Raw genomic sequence first — 18,398 nt, 5'->3', positions numbered from 1 at the left:
CACCCGTACGCCTCGACCGCCCCCGCATGCGCCCGCACCAGGCCGGGCATGTTGGGCACACGGCGCCGGTCCTGTGGGGAACACAGCGCGGCGGGCACGGCGCCCGGTGCTGGGCGCTCGGCGGAGGTGAAGGTGTGATGGCGGGATTCCGGAGTCTGGCCCATCAGGTGCGCGACGCACGCAACGACGGGGCCCTGCGGCGCCACTCGCTGCGCCGCTGCCTGGAGCGGTTCGCCCCCTACGGGCACCGCGCGACCTGGTGGCACCTGTGCGACCGGCACGGGATCGGCCCCGAGGACCGGGCGGCGGACCCGTCGCGGCTGGTGGCCGCGCTGGAGGAGCTGGAGGAGGCGCGGGCGGTCTGGCTGGAGTACGAGCGGCAGTTCGCGGAGCGCCGGCGGCGCGAGAAGCACGACGGGCTGCGCCGGCCCGAGTGGGCGTGGAGCGGCAGCGGGGACGCGGTGGTGCGGTGCGCCGATCCGGGGGTACGGCCGCAGGGGGCGCTGGGCGAGGTGCTCAGACGGCTGGTGGAGGCACTGGAGTCGGAGCCGGGGACGGGGTGTCCGGTGTGCGGGGCCCGGGAGTTGCACTGGCCGGTGCCGGTGGCGGCGGTTGCCGCCGGAGCCGGGGTGAGCGCGCCCGGCGGCGGGCCCGGCGGTACTGCGGCCGGGGCCGCCTGGGCGTGGGACGGTCCGGTGTGCGCGGGCTGCGGGATCGTGGTGCCCAGACCGGCGCTCGCGGACGCGGCGCTCCAGGGGGCCGATCTGGCGGGGGCGGCGTGAGCGGGGCGGGCATGGAGGCGGGGGCGGCGGCGAAGGTCCGGGAGTCGGCGCCGACGGAGTCCGCACGTTCCGGGCAGGACCCGGCGCGGTCCGGGCGACCAGGGCCGGGGCCGGAGTCCGTCCGGCGGAGACCCGGGCCCGCGGGGCCGACCCTGGTGGTGTCGCTGAACGGTTCCCGGGGCGCCGCCGACGGCGCGGCCGTCCCGATGAGCCCCGGGGACCTGGTGGACGCCGCGCTCGCGGCGGTGGCCGCCGGGGCCCGGGAGGTGCTGGTCCATCCGCGCACCCCGTGCGGCCGCGAGAGCCTCTCGCCCCGGGTGGTCGGGCCGCTGCTGGAGGCCCTGCGCGACGCGGGCCTCAGGGGCGGGAGCGGGGTCCGGGGCGGTCCCGGGCCCGGCGGCGGGGTGGCGGTCTCCGTGGCCGTGAGCGCGGGGGCCGAGCCGGATCACGCGGGGCGGCTCGCGCGGGTGCGGAGTTGGACGGTGCTGCCCGACCGGGCGGTGGTGCGGTTCGCGGAGCCGGGGGCGCGGGAGCTCGCCGAGGCGCTGCTGGAGCGCGGGGCGGCGGTGGACGCGGAGGTCGCGGTGGGCGGGGCGGCTGCGGACACCGAGGCAGCCACGGGAAGGGCGGCGGCGGGCGGGGCGGCGGCGGACGCCGAGGGCGCGGTGAGCGGGGCGGCCGGGTCCCTCGCGCGGTTCCTCGCCTGGCCGGTACGGGACCCCGCGCGGGTCCGGCTGGTGGCCGAGCTGGCCTCCGCCGACCCCGGGCCGGTGGCCGAGCTGCTGCGCCGGCTGCCGCCGGTGCCGGTGGTGCTGTTCGGGCGGGAGGCGGCGGCCTGGCCGGCGCTGCGGCTGGCCGCGCGGTACGGCGCCGGGGCGCGGATCGGCGTAGGAGACGTGCTGCACCTGCCGGACGGCCGGGCGGCGCGGTCGAACGCCGAACTGGTCGCGGCGGCCTCCCGCGCGCGGGAGGTCACAGCAGCCGGGAGCCGGTGATCCGTTCGCCGAAGACGTCGTCCGGGTTGGAGAGGGCGCAGTTCTCCAGGGAGAGGCATCCGCAGCCGATGCAGTCGGTCAAGTGGTCACGCAGGCGGCCGAGTTGAGCTATCCGCTGGTCGAGCTCGGCGCGCCAGCTCTCCGAAAGCAGGGCCCAGTCCTCACGGTTGGGGGTGCGGCCTTCGGGGAGCTGGGCGAGGGCGTCGCGGATGCTGGCCAGGGGGATGCCGACGCGCTGGGCGGCCCGTACGAACGCCACGCGGCGCAGCGCGTCTCGGGTGTAGCGGCGCTGGTTCCCCGAGGTGCGGCGGCTGCTGATCAGCCCCTTGGTCTCGTAGAAGTGCAGTGCGGAGACGGCCGCGCCGCTGCGGGCGGACAGCTGGCCGACGGTGAGCTCGTGGACCTTCTCGGGAATCTGCGGCACACCGCCGAGGGTAATCGGCCGGGCCGGGATTCGGGGTCGGGCGCTTCACCGACCGTCATTGACAGATCCATGACGACCCCAGCATTCTGAGCAAGCGCTTATTCGCCAGGGAGAGGTACGGGTATGTCCGAGCCGAGGATCTTCACGTCCGCCGAGCAGCTCACCGCCGGGATCGGCGCACCGCTCGGCCCGAGCGACTGGCTGGAGGTGGACCAGAAGCGGATCGACCTCTTCGCGGACGCCACCGGGGACCACCAGTGGATCCACGTGGACCCGGAGCGGGCGGCGACCGGACCCTTCGGCTCCACGATCGCGCACGGATACCTCACGCTGTCGCTACTGCCGAGCCTGGTGCCGCAGATCATGCGGGTCGAGGGCATGAAGATGGGCATCAACTACGGGGTGAACAAGGTGCGTTTCCCCGCGCCGGTGCCGGTCGGTTCGCGGCTGCGCGCGACCGCCCTGATCACCGAGGTCGTGGAGGCGGGCGGCGGCGTCCAGGTGTCGGCCACCGTGACCGTCGAGATCGAGGGCGGCGAGAAGCCCGTGTGCGTGGCGGAGTCGGTGTCCCGCTACTACTTCTGATCCACCGCTGGGCCCGCGGCCGGCGCATCGGCCGCGCCGGAGCCCGCGCCCACCATGCGGAGCACGAGGCCGGCGTAGAGCGCGCCGACCTCGTCGGGCGTGCGACGGCCGTCGGCGCTGAACCAGCGGGCGACGTCGATGCAGAGCGACAGCACGGCAAGGGTGGTGCCGGGGACGTCCGGGACGAAGAACTCCCCGGCCGCGACGCCGTCGGCGAGGATGCGGCGGATGGCCGCGTCGCTCTGCCGGCGCAGGGCCACGATGTCGGAGCGGTGCTCCGGAGCGAGAGCATCGAGCTCGTACTGGACCACGCGCGCGGTGGTGTGATGCGCGGCGTGCCAGCGCACGAAGGACCGTACGGCCACGTCGAGCCGCTCGGCGGCGCTGCCGGGGCCGGAGGCGGCGGAGTCGAGGATCGCCAGCGCCTTGTCGTGGCCGATCCGGCTGATCCGGTGGAGCAGCTCTTCCTTGGTCTTGTAGTGGATGTAGAGCGCGGCCGGGCTCATGCCGGCCCGCCCCGCGATGTCCCGCGTGGTGGTGGCGTGATATCCGCGCTCCGCGAAGGCCTCCACGGCGGCGACGAGCAGCCGCCGCGCGGCGTCGGGAGTGACCTCCGACCACGGCCGGTAACCGCTGATCTCCTCCGCGCTGTCCATCGCTCGCTCACCCTCTTCGGCCTGTAGGAATGAACAGCCTACCGGAGGGTGGTGAGCAAGCGCTTAGCGATCCTGGGGAGTGGGCTGCTTCGGGACCGCGAAGGGGTCGTAGCCCGTCATGATCTTCTCCATCCGGGCCTGGTCGACCCGGGTGACGATCTGGGTGACCTCCTGGCGGTCGCGGATCACCTTGGCGAGGGTGAAGGCCGAGGTGGTGAGGTAGAGGACCGCGATGCCGAGGAAGGCCCGGACCCAGCCGTCAGCCTCCATGTTGTAGATCCCCAGGGCCACCGCGCCGATGGCGACGCCGAAGGAGGCGACGGCCTGGCCGTAGTAGGCCCCCGTGTTCTGCTGCTTGACCGGTGTCTCGTTCATGGGTCCAGCTTCGGGCGGGCCGGGCCCCGGCACATCCGCGCGCGTACTCACTTACGTACTCAGGAACTTCGGGGACTCCCGGGGGCTCTTGGGGGCTCTTGGGGGCTCTTGGGGGCTCTCGGGAACTCCGGGGGGCCACTCAGAAAGCCGAAACCCCCGTACGGGCGCGGCCGATGAGGAGCTTCTGGATCTGGCTGGTGCCCTCGTACAGGGTCATCACACGGGCGTCGCGCAGCAGCTTGCCGGCCGGGTACTCGTCGATGTAGCCGTAACCGCCGTGCACCTGGAGGGCGTTGCTCGCGGCGCGGACGGCGGCCTCGGAGGCGAAGAGCTTGGCGGTGGAGGACTCGGTGGCGAAGGGCAGTCCGCGGTCGATCAGATCGGCCACCCGCCAGGTCAGCAGCCGGGCCGCGTCCACGTCGACGGAGATGTCGGCGATCAGCTCCTGGACCAGCTGGTGGTGGGCGATCGGCTTGCCGAACTGCTCGCGCTGGGCCGCGTAGGAGACGGCCGCGTCCAGCGCGGCCTGGGCGATGCCCACACAGCCCGCGGCGACGGACATCCGGCCCTTGGCGAGGGCCGACATGGCGACGGAGAAGCCCTTCCCCTCGGGGCCGAGCATCGCGGAGGCGGGCACGCGCACGCCGTCGAGGGAGAGTTCGGCGGTGGCCTGGCCGCGCAGGCCCAGCTTGCCGTGGATCTCGCGGCGGGCCAGGCCGGGGGTGTCGGTGGGCACGAGGAACGCGGAGATTCCGCGGTGGCCGGGGTCCTCGTTGGTGCGGGCGAAGAGCAGGACCACGTCGGCCCAGGTGCCGTTGGTGATGAACATCTTGCTGCCGCTGATCACGTACGAGTCGCCCTCGCGCCGGGCCCGGGTGGTCAGGGCGGCGGCGTCGGAGCCGGTGCCGGGCTCGGTGAGCCCGAAGCAGCCGAGGGCCTCGCCGGAGCACAGGCGGGGCAGCCAGTCGCGCTTCTGCTCCTCGCTCCCCCAGGCGGCGACGGTCTTGGCGACCAGGCCCAGGGAGACGGAGACGATGCCGCGCACGGCGGAGTCCCCGCGGCCGAGTTCCTCGGTGACCAGGACGTAGGAGAGGTGGTCCCCGCCGGAGCCGCCGTACTCCTCGGGGACGGTCAGGCCGAGGAAGCCGACGGAGCCGAGCTTCTTCACGATGGCCCGGTCCACGCTCTCGGCGCGGTCCCACTCGGCGGCGTACGGAGCGATCTCGCGCTCGGTGAACGCGCGGGCGAGATCGCGGACGGCGGACTGCTCCTCGCTGAGTTCCAGATTCACCGGGCACCTCCGGGTGGGGACGGGATCGGATGGGGTTAATTACCACTGCTAGTTTAAATCCGGCAGGCCTTACTATGTGGCGCATGGCCAGACCGCGCAAGCCCCTTCTCAGCAGATCGCTCATCGTCGAGGCGGCGGGTGCGCTGGTGGACGGCGAGGGACTGGAGGCCGTCTCGACGCGGCGACTGGCGGCGGCGCTGGGGGTCAGCGGGCCTTCGCTGTACAACCACTTCCGCACGAAGGACGAGATCCTGGACGCGGTCGCGGACGCGGTGAGCGCACGGGTCGACCTGTCGATGTTCGAGGCGGGGGACGGCCGGGAGTGGCAGGTCGCGCTGCGCGACTGGGCACACTCCTACCGGGCCGCCCTGTCCGACCATCCGAACATCGTGCCGGTACTGGCGCGCGGACCGGGCCGCAGGCCGGCCGGTCTGCGGGTCGCGGACGCCGTCTACGGCGCGATGACGGCGGCCGGCTGGCCGCCGGCGCAGGCGACCCGGATCGGGGCGCTGATGCGGTACTTCATCCTCGGCTCGGCCGTGGGTTCCTTCGCCCGGGGTTTCGTCGACGACGAGGCGGCATACGACCCGTCGGACTACCCGCACCTGGGCCAGGCCCACCTGCTGGCGGAGCGCCAGCAGGAGGTGGACGAGGGCGCCTTCGAGACGGGCCTGGCGGCGCTGCTGGACGGCCTGGCCCTCCAGTACGCGGCACTGCGGGAGACGGGCCTGACGCCGCCTGACGCCGCCTGACGCCGCCCGACACCGCCTGACGGGAGGCCTGCCAAGGGCGGGCCTCCCGTACGGGCAGGCTGCTAGAACACCACCAGCGAGCGGCCGCCCTTGCCCGCCAGCATCGCGTCGAAGGCCGCCGGGATGCCGTCGAGGGTGATCCGGTCGGTGACCAGGGCTTCGAGGTCGAGGCGGCCCGCGCGGACGTGTGCGGCGATCACCGGGAGGTCGCGGGCGGGGTCGCTGTTGCCGTAGACGCAGCCGGTGAGGGTGCGGGCGAAGTGGAAGATCTCCAGGGCGTGGAAGGTGACCTGCTGGTCCTTGCCGCCGATACCGACGACCGTCGTGCGGCCGCCGCGCCGGGTGGATGCCCAGGCGCCCCGGATGCTCGCGGCCCGGCCGACGCACTCGATGGCCACGTCCACGCCGTGGCCGCCGGTGAGGGCGCGGATGTCCTTGGCGGTGTTCTCGGAGGCGAGCAGGAACTCCGTGGCCCCGGCCGCCCGGGCCAGTTCCTCCTTGTCCGGGGAGACGTCCACGGCCACGATCGGGCCGGCCATCGCGATGCGGGCCGCCTGGAGGGCGACCAGACCCACGCCGCCGACTCCGAAGACGGCCACCGACTCGCCGGGGCGGACCTGGGCGCTGTGGTGGACGGCTCCGTAGCCGGTGAGGACCGCGCAGCCGAGCAGTGCGGCCTCGGCGAGCGGGATCCCCGCGGGGGCGGGCAGGACGCAGTTGGCCGCCACGACCGTCTCCTCGGCGAAGGCGGCCACGTTCAGCCCGGGGTGCAGCTCGGCGCCCAGGGCGTCGTGGGCGTACACCGCTCCCATTCCGACGAGCGCGTTGGCGCAGAGCCAGACCTCGCCGATCGAGCAGTGGTGGCAGTGCCCGCAGGACGGGGCCCAGTTGAGCACCACCCCGTCGCCGGGAGCGACATGGGTGACCCCTTCGCCGACGGCGAGGACCGTGCCCGCGCCCTCGTGGCCGAGGACGGCGGGTACGGGCACCTTCATGGTGCCGTTGGTGAGAGAGATGTCGGAGTGGCAGACCCCGGCGGCGGCGAGCCGCACCCGGACCTGGCCGGGGCCGGGCTCGGGCAGCACGATGTCCCGTATCTCCAGGGGGGCTCCGACGGCGGGCAGGATGGCGGCGCGAACCATGATCGTCGTCTCCGTGTGTGCGGTTGCGGGGCTGGACTGTGCGGTTGCGGGTCTGGAACTGTGCGGTTGCGGGTCTAGAACTGCAGGGACTTGGTCTGCAGGAACTCGGCGAGGCCGTGCGGGCCCAGCTCGCGGCCCACGCCCGACTTCTTGTACCCGCCGAAGGGCGCGAGCGGGTTGAAGCGGCCGCCGTTGATGTCCACCTGGCCGGTGTCCATCAGGCGTGCGAAGGCGACGGCCGTCTCCTCGTCCGCCGCCCAGACCGCCCCGCCCAGCCCGTAGTCGGTGCCGTTCGCGATGGCCAGGGCCTCGTCCTGGTCTCCGTAGGGGAGGATCGACAGCACCGGGCCGAAGATCTCCTCCTGGGCGATGGTCATGTCGGGCGTGACGTCGGCGAACACGGTCGGGGCGATGAAGTACCCCTGCTCGTGCGGCGCCTCGGGCCCGCCCGCGACGAGGCGCGCGCCCTCCTCCACGCCCTGGGTGATGAAGTCGCGGACGCGGTCGCGCTGCTTGGCGCTGACGACCGGTCCGAGGCGGGTGCCCGGGTCGAGGGGGTCGCCGGAGGCGTACTTGGCCGCGGCGGCGGCCGCGAGGGAGACCGCCTCCTCGTAGTCGTCCCGGTGGACGAGCATGCGGGTGAGCGCGTTGCAGCTCTGGCCGGAGTTGTTCATGACGTGGCCCACGCCCGAGGCGACGGCCTTGGCGAGGTTGGCGCCGGGCAGGATGACGTTGGCCGATTTGCCGCCCAGTTCCAGGGCGACCCGCTTGACGGCGGCGCCGGCGGTGGCGCCGATCTGCTTGCCGACGGCGGTGGAACCGGTGAAGGAGACGAGGTCGACTTCCTCGTGCGCGGCCAGGGCCTGGCCGGCGACCAGGCCGGTGCCGGTCACCAGGTTGAAGACCCCGGCCGGGATCCCCGCCTCGTGCACGGCTTCGGCGAAGAGCTGTGCGGTCAGCGGGGTGTCCTCGGCGGGCTTGAGGACGATGGTGCAGCCTGCGGCGAGAGCGGGTGCCACCTTGGCAACGATCTGGTGCAGCGGGTAGTTCCAGGGGGTGATCGCCCCGACGACGCCGACCGGCTCCAGCAGCACGGTCGAGTTCCCGATCCGCTCCTCGAAGGCGTACGAGGCCCCGAGCTCGGCGTAGGAGGAGGCCACGGCGATCGGCGCCCCGACGTGGACCATCTCCGAGAACCCCAGCGGCGAGCCCAGCTCGGCGGTGATCGTCTCGGCCATCTCCGACTTGCGGGCGACCAGGACGTCGCGCAGGGCCCCGATGAGGGCGGCCCGCTCGGCCGGAGCGGTGGCCGCCCAGGCCGGGAAGGCCGCGCGGGCCGCGCGTACGGCCGCGTCCACGTCCTCGGCCGTACCGGCCGGAACCGAGGCGATGAGCCGCTCGTCGGCCGGGTTGAGGACCTCGATGCGGCCTTGGCCGAGGGCGTCCCGCCACTCGCCGCCGATGTACATCCCGTCGTGGGCCTTCATGGCAATCCTCCCGAGCACGCGCGAACGCGTGGACCTGTAGACCGATGGACCAGTGGAGCCGCTGTGGATCTGGCGTCGCCACCACCCTACAAACTAGCGCCGGTAGTTTTGTGTGCGCCAGGGGCGGAGGAGATCAGATGATGCCGAAAAGCATCCCTGCGGCCAGAACCACCAGGGAGGTCAGGGCCGCCCACTTCACGGTGAACCGGGTGTGGTCGCCGAACTCGACCTTGGCCATGCCGACGAGGACGTAGACGGCCGGGACGAGTGGGCTCGACATGTGCAGGGCCTGCCCGACCAGGGAGGCGCGGGCGATTTCGAGCGGGGAGACCCCGTGGGCGGCGCCGGCCTCGGCGAGGACCGGCAGGACGCCGAAGTAGAAGCCGTCGTTGGACATGAAGTAGGTGAGGGGGAGGCTGAGCAGGCCGGTGACCAGGGCCATGTGCGGTCCCATGCCCTCGGGGATGGCACCGACGAGCCAGTCGGCCATGTGCTTGACCATGCCGGTGCCGGTGAGGACACCGGTGAAGACGGCGGCGGCGAAGACCATTCCGGCGACGTTCAGGACGTTCTCGGCGTGGGCGGCGATCCGGGCCTTCTGGTCCGGCATGTGGGGGAAGTTGACGGTGAGGGCGAGGGCGGCTCCGAGGAGGAAGAGCACCGGGATCGGGAGCAGCTCCATGATCATGGCGGTGAGCAGGGCGACGGTGAGGCCCGCGTTGAACCAGTAGAGGCGGGGGCGCAGCGTCGGGCGGTGCGGGTCGAGGCCCTGGAAGCCGTCCTCGGCGGGGGTGGCGTCATCGGCGGGGGCGGGCGGGGTGGGTGCATCGGAACCGGCGGGCGCCTCGGAGGGGGTGGGCGCTTCGGAGGGGGCGGAGCCGAAGGAGGGGGCGGAGCCGGTGGAGGGGGCGGAGCCGGTGGAGGGCGTACGCGTGCTCGCGCTCGCGGCGGCGGCGGCAGGGCCCTTGCCGGCCGCGACCAGGAGTTCCCCGGCCGGCTCCGCCGACCGCCCGGTGTCGGCGGGGAGGGTCAGCAGGCCGAGGCGGCGGCGTTCCTTGAGGCCGAGGACGTAGGCCAGGGCGAAGACGAAGAGCAGGCCCACGGCGAGCGCGGGGATCATCGGCACGAAGATGTCGGCGGCGTCGAGCTTGAGCGCGGTGGCGGCGCGGGCCGTGGGGCCGCCCCAGGGGAGGGTGTTCATGACCCCGTTGGCGGTGGCCGCGACGCCGGTCATCACCACCAGGCTCATGCCGAGGCGCTTGTAGAGCGGGTACATCGCCGAGACGGTGATCATGAAGGTGGTCGAGCCGTCGCCGTCGAGCGAGACGATGGCGGCGAGGACGGCGGTGCCGACCACGACGCGCATCGGGTCGGCCCTGCAGAAGCGCAGGATGCCGCGCACGATCGGGTCGAAGAGGCCGACGTCGATCATCACGCCGAAGTAGACGATGGCGAACATCAGCATGGCGGCGGTCGGCGCGAGCTTGCCGACTCCGTCGATGACGTAGCCGCCGAGCTGCGCGCCCTGTCCGGCGAACACGCAGAAGAGCGCGGGGATGAGGACGAGCGCCGCGATGGGCGACATTTTCTTCAGCATGATCAGAACCAGGAAGGTCGCGATCATGGCGAAGCCGAGGAAGGTCAGCATGGGGGGAACCTAGGTGCCTCCTCTGGGGGCCAACAAGACGTCCACGCGTGAGCAATACGAGCAAAACCCCAGCTCAGGGGATGGGTGTCAGTTCGACGGGGAAGCCGTTGAGCACGGCCGTACCGGAGAGCGGGTCGAGTCGGCTGCCGTCCAGGAGCTGGTTGACGTTGACTCCGGGCGCGGCCGCGGCCACCGACAGGCGGGTGCCCGGGCGGTCGTGGCCCCAGCCGTGCGGGAGGCTGACGACTCCGGCGCGCAGGGTGTCGGTGACCTCCACCGGAACCTCCAGGCTGCCGCCGTCGGCGGTGATCCGGGCCGGGCGCCCGTCGGTGAGGCCGAGCCGGGCGGCATCGTCCGGGTGGACCTGGAGGGTGCAGCGGTTGGAACCTCCGGTGAGGGCCGCGACGTTGTGCAACCAGCTGTTGTTGGACCGCAGGTGGCGGCGGCCCACGAGCACCAGGGCCGAGGGGCTGTCGGCGAGCGCCCTGCGCAGCCTGGGGAGTTCGGCCGCGATCGGGTCCGGCAGGAGCTCGATCCTGCCGCTGCGCGTCTTCAGCAGGCCCGGGAGCCGGGACTGCAGCGGGCCCAGGTCGATTCCGTGCGGGTGCGCGCGCAGCTGCTCCAGCCCGAGGCCGCCGGGGGCGGCGGCAGCAGCAGGGGCCGGGCCCGGTTCCGCCGCGCCGTCGGGCGTGCCCGCGCTGGTGCCCGTAGCGGCGCTTCCGGGCAGGGACGGGGCCGCGCCGAACCGGTCTCCGTAGGGGCCGAGCCGGAGCATCATGTCGAGGCGTCGCTCGGGGCCGCTGCCGCCGGCGAGCAGCCCCGCGAGGCGCGCCGGATCCTGTCCGCGCAGGGGGGAGTCCGGGTCGGCGCACTCCTTGGCGAGGGTGGACCCGATGGCCAGTTCGTCCACAGCGGCCGGGTCGGCTCCGTGCATGCCGGAGACGGCGAGTACGAGACGGGCGTGGATCTCGCACTCGTCCATGCGCCCGTCTTCGAGCGGGACGGCGGGCGGTGAGTAGCGGACCTGGTTGCGGATGGCGAAGGTGTTGAAGGAGAAGTCGAAGTGGGCGCTCTGGGAGGGCGGCCCTGGGGGCAGGACCACGTGGGCGTGGCGCGAGGTCTCGTTGAGGTAGGGATCGATGCTGACCATGAAGTCGAGCCCGGCCAGGGCCGCGTCGAGGCGCCGGCCGTCGGGAGCGGACAGCACGGGGTTCGCCGCGATGGAGATCAGGGCCCGGATCCGCCCCTCCCCCGGGGTCGCGATCTCCTCCGCCAGCGCCGCCATGGGCAGTTCGGCCTTGGCCTCGGGGTGGCCGCTGACCCGGCTGTGCCAGCGCCCGAGGGTGAAGCCCTTGCCGGGTCCGGCCGGCCGGGGTGCGCGGTCGGTCGCGGACAACGGGAACAGGGCTCCGCCCGGCCGGTCGAGATTGCCGGTCAGGATGTTCAGCACGTCCACCAGCCAGCTGGCGAGCGTGCCGTACTCGACGGTGCAGCTGCCGATGCGCCCGTAGACGGCGGCGGTCGGCGCGGCCGCGAGATCGCGGGCGAGGCCGCGGATCTCTTCGGCCGTGAGGTCGCAGGCGGGGGCGACGGCCTCGGGAGTGAAACTACCGAGCGCTTCGGCGAGTTCCCCGATTCCCTGGGTGTGTTCCGCGAGCACGCCCGGATCGGTCAGCTCCTCGGCGAGCAGCGTGTGGGCCAGGGCGGCGAGCAGCAGCGCGTCGCTGCCGGGGCGCGGCGCCAGGTGACGGTCGGCGAGCTTGGCGGTGCGGGTGCGGCGCGGGTCGACGACGACGAGGGTGCCGCCCCGTGCGCGCAGCGCCTTGAGCCGGCCGGGGAAGTCGGGTGCGGTGCACAGGGAGCCGTTGGACTCGACCGGGTTCGCCCCCAGGAGCAGGAGGAAGTCCGTGCGGTCGAGGTCCGGGACGGGGATGGCGAAGGGATCCCCGAAGAGCAGCCCGCTGGAGACGTGTTTGGGCATCTGGTCGAGGGTGCTGGCAGTGAACAGGTTGCGGGTGCCGAGGGCCTTGAGCAGCAGGGGCGGGTAGAGCTGTCCGGCCATGGTGTGGACGTTCGGGTTGCCGAGGACGACGCCGACGGACTGGGGCCCGTACGCGCCCACGAGGGCCGGGACCGCGTCGGCGATGGCCTGGTAGGCCTCCTCCCAGGTGGCCTCGCGGAGTTGGCCGTCGCGCCGCACGAGGGGGGTACGCAGCCGGTCGGGATCGGCGTCGAGGCCACCGAAGGCGGCACCCTTGGGGCAGATGAAACCGCGGCTGAACACGTCGTCGCGGTCCCCCCGGGCCCCGGTGACGGTGGTGCCTTCGATGGTGAGCGTGAGGCCGCAAGTGGCCTCGCAGAGCGGGCAGATGCGCAGGGCGGTGCGGGGCATGGGCCCTCCAGGGGCGGCAGGCTGCGACACGGGGCACGGGCGCCGGACCCGCGCGGGCGGCACCGAGCATACCGACCGGTAGGCACGGTGGGGAGGGTCCGCGCCCCATGGAATCCGGGACGGCTCCGTGGGGGGGGGCGGGGCCGGGCTTGGGGGGCGGGCTTGAGATCGGGGCCGGGGCCGGGGCCGGGGGCCGGGGCCGAGCTCGGAGCCGGGCTTCGTTGGCGGGGCCAGGGCCAGGGCCGGAGCCGGGGCCGTGTCCAGGGCTGGGGCCGGGCCGGATCCAGGCAGCCGGGCTCTGAACCGGGGCCGGGGCCGAGGCCGGGGCCACACCCGGAGCCCGGCTCCGGGAACTGCGCGGACCCGGGGCCAATTGAACGCGCCCCAAGAAGCCGGACACCCCGTGAATACCCTCGCCGCCCCGCCGCGCATTCCCGCCGTCCTCCCACCACCCCGACCGTTCTCCCTGGTCAGCGCCGCCCATTGGTCCTTCTGCTGACGCATTTCAGCACCCTTGGTCGGGAAAGCACATTGCCCCTGTGGAGAGGGCCGGATTGGATTGCCGAATGACATCCATGCTCGACGGCTGTACGCCCTGGCCCGAGGAATTCGTCGACTACTACTGGGCGTCCGGCCACTGGCGCGGCAATACGCTGGACAACCTGCTGCGCGGCTGGGCCCTGCAGTACGGACCGCGGACCGCGCTCGCCCACGGCGCCACCCGCATCACGTACGCCGCCCTGAACCGCCGGGTGAGCCGGATGGCCGCCGGTTTCCGGCTGCGCGGCCTGCGGCCCGGGCAGCGGGTCGTCGTCCAGCTTCCCGACATCCCTGAGCTCGTCGTCGCCACGTTCGCGCTGATGCGCGCCGGCGCGGTTCCCGTGCTCTGCCCGATCTCGTACCGCGCGGCCGAGGTGTCCCACGTCGTCCAGGTCTCCGAGGCCACCGGCTACGTCGGCCCCGCGACGTACCGGGGCTTCGACCACACGGCGATGGCCGCCGACATCGCGACCCAGGGCCCCTTCCTGCGCCGGGTGTTCACCTTCGAGCCGCCGGGCACCTCGGACCCGTACGGCGGCTTCACGACCGACACGGCGGGCTGCCACTACTTCCCGCTGCACTCCCTCGACTCGCCGCCCGAACCGGCGCTCGCGCTGAGCGCCGGTCAGGTGGCGCTCTTCCTGCTCTCCGGCGGTCCCGGCGAGGCTCCCCAGCTGGTTCCGCGCACCCACAACGACTACGCCTACCAGGCGCGGGCCGCGGCCGAGCTGGTGTCGCTCACCCAGGACGACGTCTACCTCGCCGCGCTGCCCCGCGACCTCAACCTCGCCTTCGGCGGCCCCGGCGTCATCGGCACCCTCACCGTCGGCGGCACCGTCGTCCTGGTCGAGGACCAGGAACCCGCCGCGTGCCTGGCGGCCGTCGAGCGCGAGCGGGTCACCGTCGCCGCGCTGACGCCGTCCGCGGTCCGGCTCTGGCTCGACGCGCGTCCCGCGGTCGGGGCCGATGTGAGCAGCCTGCGTCTCGTACAGGTCGGCGGCAGCGCCGCGCCCCTGGATCGCGCGACCGCCGAACGGGTGGCCGCCGAGTGGGATTGCAGCCTCCAGCAGGTCTTCGCCGCGTCCGAGGGACTGCTCACCCTCACCCGGCCCGACGACCCGGACGAGACCGTGCTCACGACGCAGGGCCGTCCGCTCTCCCCCGACGATCAGATCCGCGTCGTCGACACCGACGGCAAGGAGGTCCCCGACGGGGAGCCGGGCGAGCTCCTGGCCCGCGGCCCCTACACGGCCCGCGGTTACTACCGCTCGCCCGGCCTCAACGCGCGCTCCTTCACCCCCGACGGCTACGTGCGCACCGGCGCCCTCGCACGGCTCACCCCGGACGGCAACCTGGTGGTGACCGGCCGCCTCGAAGGCCGCGCGTGAGGAACGCGTGTGAGGAACGCACGTGAGGAAACGGCGGCCTCCCGGCGTGGGGGCCGCCGGGCCGGTCAGTCCAGGACGCGTGCCAGGTAGGCCTGCATCATCGCGCGGGTCTCGGCGACGATGTCCGGGTCGCCGGCCGGGTCGTTGCGGAAGGCCAGCTGGATCAGGGCGTCGGTGGCCTCGACCGCGACCAGGACGGAACGCTCCAGGACGGCGTCCGGCGTGAGGCCGAGGTGGGCGCCGAGGAGTTCGGTGAGGCGGACGGCGACCAGGTGGTTGGGGTCGGAGGCCGGCCCCTCGGACGGCGGCGCCGGCACCCCGAAGTCGACGAGGGCGAAGCCGGGCACGCTGCGCTTCATGACCAGGTACTCGTCCAGCACCGCGTCGACGACCGGGCGCCAGTCGGTGTCCGGGAGGTCCGCGAGCCGCTGCTCGATGCCGTCGGCGTAACGGTCGAGGTTGCGGTGGGCCAGGGCGATGGCCATGGCCCGCTTGTTCCCGAAGAACCGGTAGACCGAACCGATCGGCACGCCGGCCCGCAGGGCCACGGCCCGGGTACTGAGGTTCTCGTACCCGGTCTCGTCGAGGAGCTCGGCGCACGCGTCGAGGATCCGGGCGAGGCGGTCGGCGCTGCGCTGCTGGATCGGCGTCCGGCGCAGGGGGTGGGCTGGGGGCACGGGGTCCATCATGCCGCTCCTTGGTTCACGGGTGGGCGGCGGTACCGGTTCGATCGCCTCAGTTCAGCAGCAGGCTGAGGCCGCCCACCGTGTACGTGATCATCAGCGCGAGCAGCGGCAGTTGCCCGGCCACGGCTTTCGCGGGCGGGAAGAGGCGTACGGAGCGGTCGTGCGCGGCGATCACGCCGAGGACGTGGCCGGTGACGACGGCGATGACCTGGAGGGCGGCGAGGCCGCCGGGGCCCAAGGGAGAGAAGGGTTCCGGGGCGTTGTCAGTGCCCAGTGCCATGATTACTGTGCGTGGTCCTTCGACTACCAGGAGGGAGAAATAGTGGGCGACGAGATAGCCGAGAGCGATCGGTACGAGTGAGTGCGCGAAGGCGGTCAGCGGGCCGGGGTGCGGGCCGCAGACGAGGCGGGTGAGCGCCGCGCAGAGGCAGTAGAGGGCGGCGACGAGGGCGATGGCGCCGATGAGTCCGAGGGTGGCCGCGGCGGTGCGGCCGAGGGGGGAGGTCTGGATCGCGTTGATCCACGAGGGGTTGTCGGAGAAGCCGTCGTAGGCGGTGGATCCGAGCAGGACGCAGACGGTGGCGACGAGTCCGGGCCGCTCGGGTGTCGCGTCGAGTCCGTGGAAGGGATTACGGAGAACCAGGCGGCCGTCGCTGCGGCGGCCGAGGGGGGAGAGCCGGGCCAGAAGGGCGGAGTACACCTCGAAGGCGTCTCCGTCGGCGAACCAGCGCTCGCCGTAGCGGGCGGCGAGCAGGAGCTGGACGGCGGCGTAGCCGGCCAGGGCGATCAGGAGGGTGGTGGTGGAGGCGGGGTCGGGAGAGACGAGTTCGAGCCAGGTGAAGGCGAAGAGCCCGGCGGCTGCCGGCCATTGCCCTAGCCGGGCGGGGAGCGGGCGGTCGTTGCGGGGTTCCGGGCGCGGGGGCTGCGGGCCGGGGAGGTCCGGCACCGCGGCGAGGTGCGGTGCCGGGACTCGCGGACTCCGGGAGGAGCGCGCGGCGGCGCCGGCGGCAACTGCGGCTGCGGCTGCGGGGCGGGCCGTACGGAGCTTCGCCGACAGCCGGGCGAGCAGGCGGTGCAGGGCACGGAGCGGGTTGAGGAGGCGCCAGACGGGACCGAAGAGGAGGGATGCGGGGACGAGGCCGACCCAGAGCAGGACGTAGACGGCGCCGGGAGCGGGGTTGCGGGCGGGGTCGTCGGGGCCGAGGAGCAGGTACAGGAGGACGGCGAGCGCGGCCGCGAGGCCGAGCCCGCGCAGGGCGGTGCGGGTGGCCGGCGCGTCGGCCACCCGCTGGAACCCGGCGGGCAGGGCGAGGCCGGACCGGTCGCCGCGGAAGCGGGAGGTGGACCAGAGGAGGCCCAGTGCGAGGAAGGAGACGAAGAGTGCGGTGAAGGCGCCGGCGAAGGCGTAGAAGGGAGAGATGGGCAGATCGTGCTGCGAGCCGATGCCGTGCGCGAGCACGGTGAGCGGATCGCCCGGGTGAAGAACCACGCCCTGGCCGCCCCCACCACCGGACACCCCGTACGGGACCGCCGCCGGCCCGCCCCCGGTCACCGCCGGACCGCCGGCGCCGAGGCCGGGGTCACAGCCCGGGCTGAGGCCGGGGCTGAGGCCAGGGCCGGGGCCGGGGCCGGGGCCGGGGCCGGGGCCGGGGCCGGAGCCGGGGCCGGGGCCGGAGCCGGGGCCGGGGCCGGAGCCGAGGCCGGAGCCGAGGCCGGAGCCGAGGCCGGAGCCGAGGCCGGAGCCGAGGCCGGGACCGAGGCTGGAGCCGGGGCCGGAGCCGGAGCCGGAGCCGAGGCCGGGGCCGGAGCCGGAGCCGAGGCCGGATCCGGAGCTGGGGCCGAGGCCGGGGCCGGAGCCGGGGCCGAGGCCGGAGCCGGAGCCGGGGCCGAGGCAGGAGCCGGAGCCGGAGCCGGAGCCGGGGCCGAGGCAGGAGCCGGAGCCGGAGCCGGGGCCGAGGCAGGAGCCGGAGCCGGAGCCGGGGCCGAGGCCGGGGCCGAGGCCGGAGCCGGGGCCGAGGCCGGAGCCGGAGACGAGCCCGGGGCTGGGGCCGGAGACGGAGTCGAAGCCTTGGCCGGAGCCGAGGCCGGGACCGGAGCGGAGGCCGGGACCGGAGCGGAGGCCGGGGCCGGGGCCGGGACCGCGGCCGGAGCCGGGACCGGGACCGCGGCCGGAGCCGGGACCGGGACCGGGACCGGGACCGGAGCCGGGACCGGAGCCGCAGTCACGGCCGGAGGCGAGGTCGGGGCCAGGGACCGGGCCTGGCTTCGGGCCAGCGACCCGGTCGGGGTCCGGGGAGCGGTCGGGGCCACGCATCCGGTCCGGGTCGGTTCTGGGAGTCGGGGGCGTGGGGTCATCGGACTGCGAGTTGGGTCAGGACGAGGTGGGACTCGTGGGTTTCGACCTCGAAGAGGCCCGTGCGGTCGGCCGTCAGGATCAGGGTGGCCTCCTGGCCTGCCGGCAGGGCGAGCTCCTTGTCGATGCCGTGGACGTGCAGGGTGTCGGCGCGGTCGCTGGTGACCCGCAGGGCTACGCGTTCGCCGCGCTTCACCTCCACCCGGCCCGGGGCCGGGCTGACCTTGCCGTCCCGCACGGTGATGGTCACCGTGCGGTCGGCCTGCGGCGCCTGTGGCGGCGTGGGGGACGGTGCGGGCGGGGAATGGGGGTGGGTGGACCGGCCGGTTTCTGCGGCGAGTTGGAGGGTTGCTTCGACCGGCTTGCCCGCCACCGCCCAGGCCGTGTGGTCGTCCGCGTAGAGGCGGACGGTCAGGGCGTGCGTGCCGCCCTCGGGTACCTGCGCCGCGGGCAGGTGGAACCAAGGGCCGTACAGGCGGGCCAGTTTGCGGCCGTCCAGCTCCAGGTGCGCGTGCCCGGCACCCGGGAGGGCGGCGCCGCCGGTGCTGTCGGGGGTGAAGTGGAAGTTCGCCACCGTCAGCTGGAGGTTCCAGCCGTCCTCGGAGTCCGGCCGGGCTGCGAGCCGGACCTCGGGCGCGCCCTCGGCCGGGACCTCGCGGAGCCGGTGGCCCGCGCCGTCTTCGACGGTGAGCAGCGTGCCGACCTTCCCGGAGGCCTGCTCGTGGGTGGTGCCGGGCTTGTGGTGGGTGGTGGCCCGCCCCCCGCAGCCCGTCGCCGCGCCGCCGGCCAGGAGCAGGGCCAGGGCGAGCAGCGCCGTCGCGCGGCTCGTCCGGCGGGACCAGCGGGACCTGCGGGGCCCGCTGGGGGGCGTGCCGCAGACGTCGCACCAGATCCGGCGTTCG

16 protein-coding genes are annotated in these 18,398 nt (G+C 74.1%); 5 read left to right on the top strand and 11 right to left on the bottom strand.

Going from position 1 to position 18,398, the window contains the following annotated elements; genetic code table 11:
* Positions 1 to 137: 137 nt before the first annotated feature.
* The gene (locus OHA37_RS30965) at positions 138 to 782 is read left to right on the top strand and encodes a hypothetical protein (RefSeq protein ID WP_266910042.1); all 645 of its coding nucleotides are present in this window, start codon (positions 138 to 140) and stop codon (positions 780 to 782) included.
* A gap of 158 nt (positions 783 to 940) precedes the next feature.
* Positions 941 to 1,777: a 3-keto-5-aminohexanoate cleavage protein gene (locus tag OHA37_RS30960; protein ID WP_323182376.1), complete on the top strand. Its 837-nt coding sequence runs from the start codon at positions 941 to 943 to the stop codon at positions 1,775 to 1,777.
* Here the strand turns inward: OHA37_RS30960 and soxR are convergent.
* Positions 1,755 to 2,201 (bottom strand): redox-sensitive transcriptional activator SoxR, encoded by a 447-nt coding sequence (soxR, locus tag OHA37_RS30955; protein ID WP_266910040.1) that lies wholly within the window; start codon positions 2,199 to 2,201, stop codon positions 1,755 to 1,757. The genes OHA37_RS30960 and soxR overlap by 23 nt on opposite strands.
* Before the next feature lie 123 nt (positions 2,202 to 2,324).
* Between soxR and OHA37_RS30950 the strand changes: the two genes are divergently transcribed.
* The gene (locus OHA37_RS30950; RefSeq protein ID WP_266910038.1) at positions 2,325 to 2,786 is read left to right on the top strand and encodes a MaoC family dehydratase; all 462 of its coding nucleotides are present in this window, start codon (positions 2,325 to 2,327) and stop codon (positions 2,784 to 2,786) included.
* Here the strand turns inward: OHA37_RS30950 and OHA37_RS30945 are convergent.
* From OHA37_RS30945 to OHA37_RS30935, 3 genes are all read right to left on the bottom strand, one after another.
* The gene (locus OHA37_RS30945; protein WP_266910036.1) at positions 2,777 to 3,442 is read right to left on the bottom strand and encodes a TetR/AcrR family transcriptional regulator; all 666 of its coding nucleotides are present in this window, start codon (positions 3,440 to 3,442) and stop codon (positions 2,777 to 2,779) included. The two genes, OHA37_RS30950 and OHA37_RS30945, sit on opposite strands and share 10 nt — an antisense overlap.
* 63 nt (positions 3,443 to 3,505) lie before the next feature.
* Positions 3,506 to 3,817 carry a YiaA/YiaB family inner membrane protein gene (locus tag OHA37_RS30940; RefSeq protein ID WP_266910034.1) on the bottom strand — a complete coding sequence of 104 codons (312 nt, stop codon included), beginning with the start codon at positions 3,815 to 3,817 and terminating at the stop codon, positions 3,506 to 3,508.
* A 139-nt stretch (positions 3,818 to 3,956) separates the two neighbouring features.
* On the bottom strand, positions 3,957 to 5,108 hold the full coding sequence (locus OHA37_RS30935; protein WP_266910032.1) for an acyl-CoA dehydrogenase family protein: 1,152 nt from the start codon (positions 5,106 to 5,108) through the stop codon (positions 3,957 to 3,959).
* Positions 5,109 to 5,191: 83 nt separating this feature from the next.
* Between OHA37_RS30935 and OHA37_RS30930 the strand changes: the two genes are divergently transcribed.
* Positions 5,192 to 5,860, top strand: a complete 669-nt coding sequence (locus OHA37_RS30930; RefSeq protein ID WP_266910030.1) for a TetR/AcrR family transcriptional regulator — start codon at positions 5,192 to 5,194, stop codon at positions 5,858 to 5,860.
* Positions 5,861 to 5,922: 62 nt separating this feature from the next.
* Here OHA37_RS30930 and OHA37_RS30925 read toward each other — a convergent pair whose 3' ends face one another.
* From OHA37_RS30925 to OHA37_RS30910, 4 genes are all read right to left on the bottom strand, one after another.
* On the bottom strand, positions 5,923 to 7,002 hold the full coding sequence (locus OHA37_RS30925) for a zinc-binding dehydrogenase (RefSeq protein ID WP_266910028.1): 1,080 nt from the start codon (positions 7,000 to 7,002) through the stop codon (positions 5,923 to 5,925).
* Positions 7,003 to 7,076: 74 nt separating this feature from the next.
* Positions 7,077 to 8,489 carry an aldehyde dehydrogenase family protein gene (locus OHA37_RS30920; protein ID WP_266910026.1) on the bottom strand — a complete coding sequence of 471 codons (1,413 nt, stop codon included), beginning with the start codon at positions 8,487 to 8,489 and terminating at the stop codon, positions 7,077 to 7,079.
* 133 nt (positions 8,490 to 8,622) lie between these two features.
* On the bottom strand, positions 8,623 to 10,137 hold the full coding sequence (locus tag OHA37_RS30915) for a CitMHS family transporter (protein ID WP_266910024.1): 1,515 nt from the start codon (positions 10,135 to 10,137) through the stop codon (positions 8,623 to 8,625).
* A gap of 73 nt (positions 10,138 to 10,210) precedes the next feature.
* The gene (locus tag OHA37_RS30910) at positions 10,211 to 12,529 is read right to left on the bottom strand and encodes a molybdopterin oxidoreductase family protein (protein ID WP_266910022.1); all 2,319 of its coding nucleotides are present in this window, start codon (positions 12,527 to 12,529) and stop codon (positions 10,211 to 10,213) included.
* Positions 12,530 to 13,095: 566 nt separating this feature from the next.
* Between OHA37_RS30910 and OHA37_RS30905 the strand changes: the two genes are divergently transcribed.
* Entirely contained in the window at positions 13,096 to 14,457 is a 1,362-nt protein-coding gene (locus OHA37_RS30905; RefSeq protein ID WP_266910020.1) for an AMP-binding protein, read from the top strand.
* Positions 14,458 to 14,522: 65 nt separating this feature from the next.
* Here OHA37_RS30905 and OHA37_RS30900 read toward each other — a convergent pair whose 3' ends face one another.
* The 3 genes from OHA37_RS30900 to OHA37_RS30885 all read right to left on the bottom strand — a co-directional run bounded on the left by OHA37_RS30900 (position 14,523) and on the right by OHA37_RS30885 (position 18,307).
* Positions 14,523 to 15,143, bottom strand: coding sequence for a TetR/AcrR family transcriptional regulator (locus OHA37_RS30900; protein WP_266913244.1), 621 nt, complete (start codon positions 15,141 to 15,143; stop codon positions 14,523 to 14,525).
* 49 nt (positions 15,144 to 15,192) lie between these two features.
* Positions 15,193 to 16,632, bottom strand: coding sequence for a hypothetical protein (locus tag OHA37_RS40845; protein WP_443046340.1), 1,440 nt, complete (start codon positions 16,630 to 16,632; stop codon positions 15,193 to 15,195).
* An 862-nt stretch (positions 16,633 to 17,494) separates the two neighbouring features.
* On the bottom strand, positions 17,495 to 18,307 hold the full coding sequence (locus OHA37_RS30885; RefSeq protein WP_266913242.1) for a cupredoxin domain-containing protein: 813 nt from the start codon (positions 18,305 to 18,307) through the stop codon (positions 17,495 to 17,497).
* Between the last annotated feature and the right edge of the window lie 91 nt (positions 18,308 to 18,398).

It is taken from the genome of Streptomyces sp. NBC_00335 (assembly GCF_036127095.1).
Classification (GTDB): Bacteria; Actinomycetota; Actinomycetes; order Streptomycetales; family Streptomycetaceae; genus Streptomyces.
This window is presented reverse-complemented; position numbering and strand designations above follow the sequence as displayed.

Excerpts from the sequence above, each read along its gene's own strand:
- OHA37_RS30940 (WP_266910034.1), bottom strand. The coding sequence starts at position 3,817 with ATGAACGAGACACCGGTCAAGCAGCAGAACACGGGGGCCTACTACGGC.
- OHA37_RS30965 (WP_266910042.1), top strand. The coding sequence starts at position 138 with ATGGCGGGATTCCGGAGTCTGGCCCATCAGGTGCGCGACGCACGCAAC.
- OHA37_RS30920 (WP_266910026.1), bottom strand. The coding sequence starts at position 8,489 with ATGAAGGCCCACGACGGGATGTACATCGGCGGCGAGTGGCGGGACGCC.
- OHA37_RS30950 (WP_266910038.1), top strand. The coding sequence starts at position 2,325 with ATGTCCGAGCCGAGGATCTTCACGTCCGCCGAGCAGCTCACCGCCGGG.
- OHA37_RS30915 (WP_266910024.1), bottom strand. The coding sequence starts at position 10,137 with ATGCTGACCTTCCTCGGCTTCGCCATGATCGCGACCTTCCTGGTTCTG.
- OHA37_RS30930 (WP_266910030.1), top strand. The coding sequence starts at position 5,192 with ATGGCCAGACCGCGCAAGCCCCTTCTCAGCAGATCGCTCATCGTCGAG.
- OHA37_RS30925 (WP_266910028.1), bottom strand. The coding sequence starts at position 7,002 with ATGGTTCGCGCCGCCATCCTGCCCGCCGTCGGAGCCCCCCTGGAGATA.
- OHA37_RS30945 (WP_266910036.1), bottom strand. The coding sequence starts at position 3,442 with ATGGACAGCGCGGAGGAGATCAGCGGTTACCGGCCGTGGTCGGAGGTC.
- OHA37_RS30905 (WP_266910020.1), top strand. The coding sequence starts at position 13,096 with ATGACATCCATGCTCGACGGCTGTACGCCCTGGCCCGAGGAATTCGTC.
- OHA37_RS30910 (WP_266910022.1), bottom strand. The coding sequence starts at position 12,529 with ATGCCCCGCACCGCCCTGCGCATCTGCCCGCTCTGCGAGGCCACTTGC.
- OHA37_RS30900 (WP_266913244.1), bottom strand. The coding sequence starts at position 15,143 with ATGGACCCCGTGCCCCCAGCCCACCCCCTGCGCCGGACGCCGATCCAG.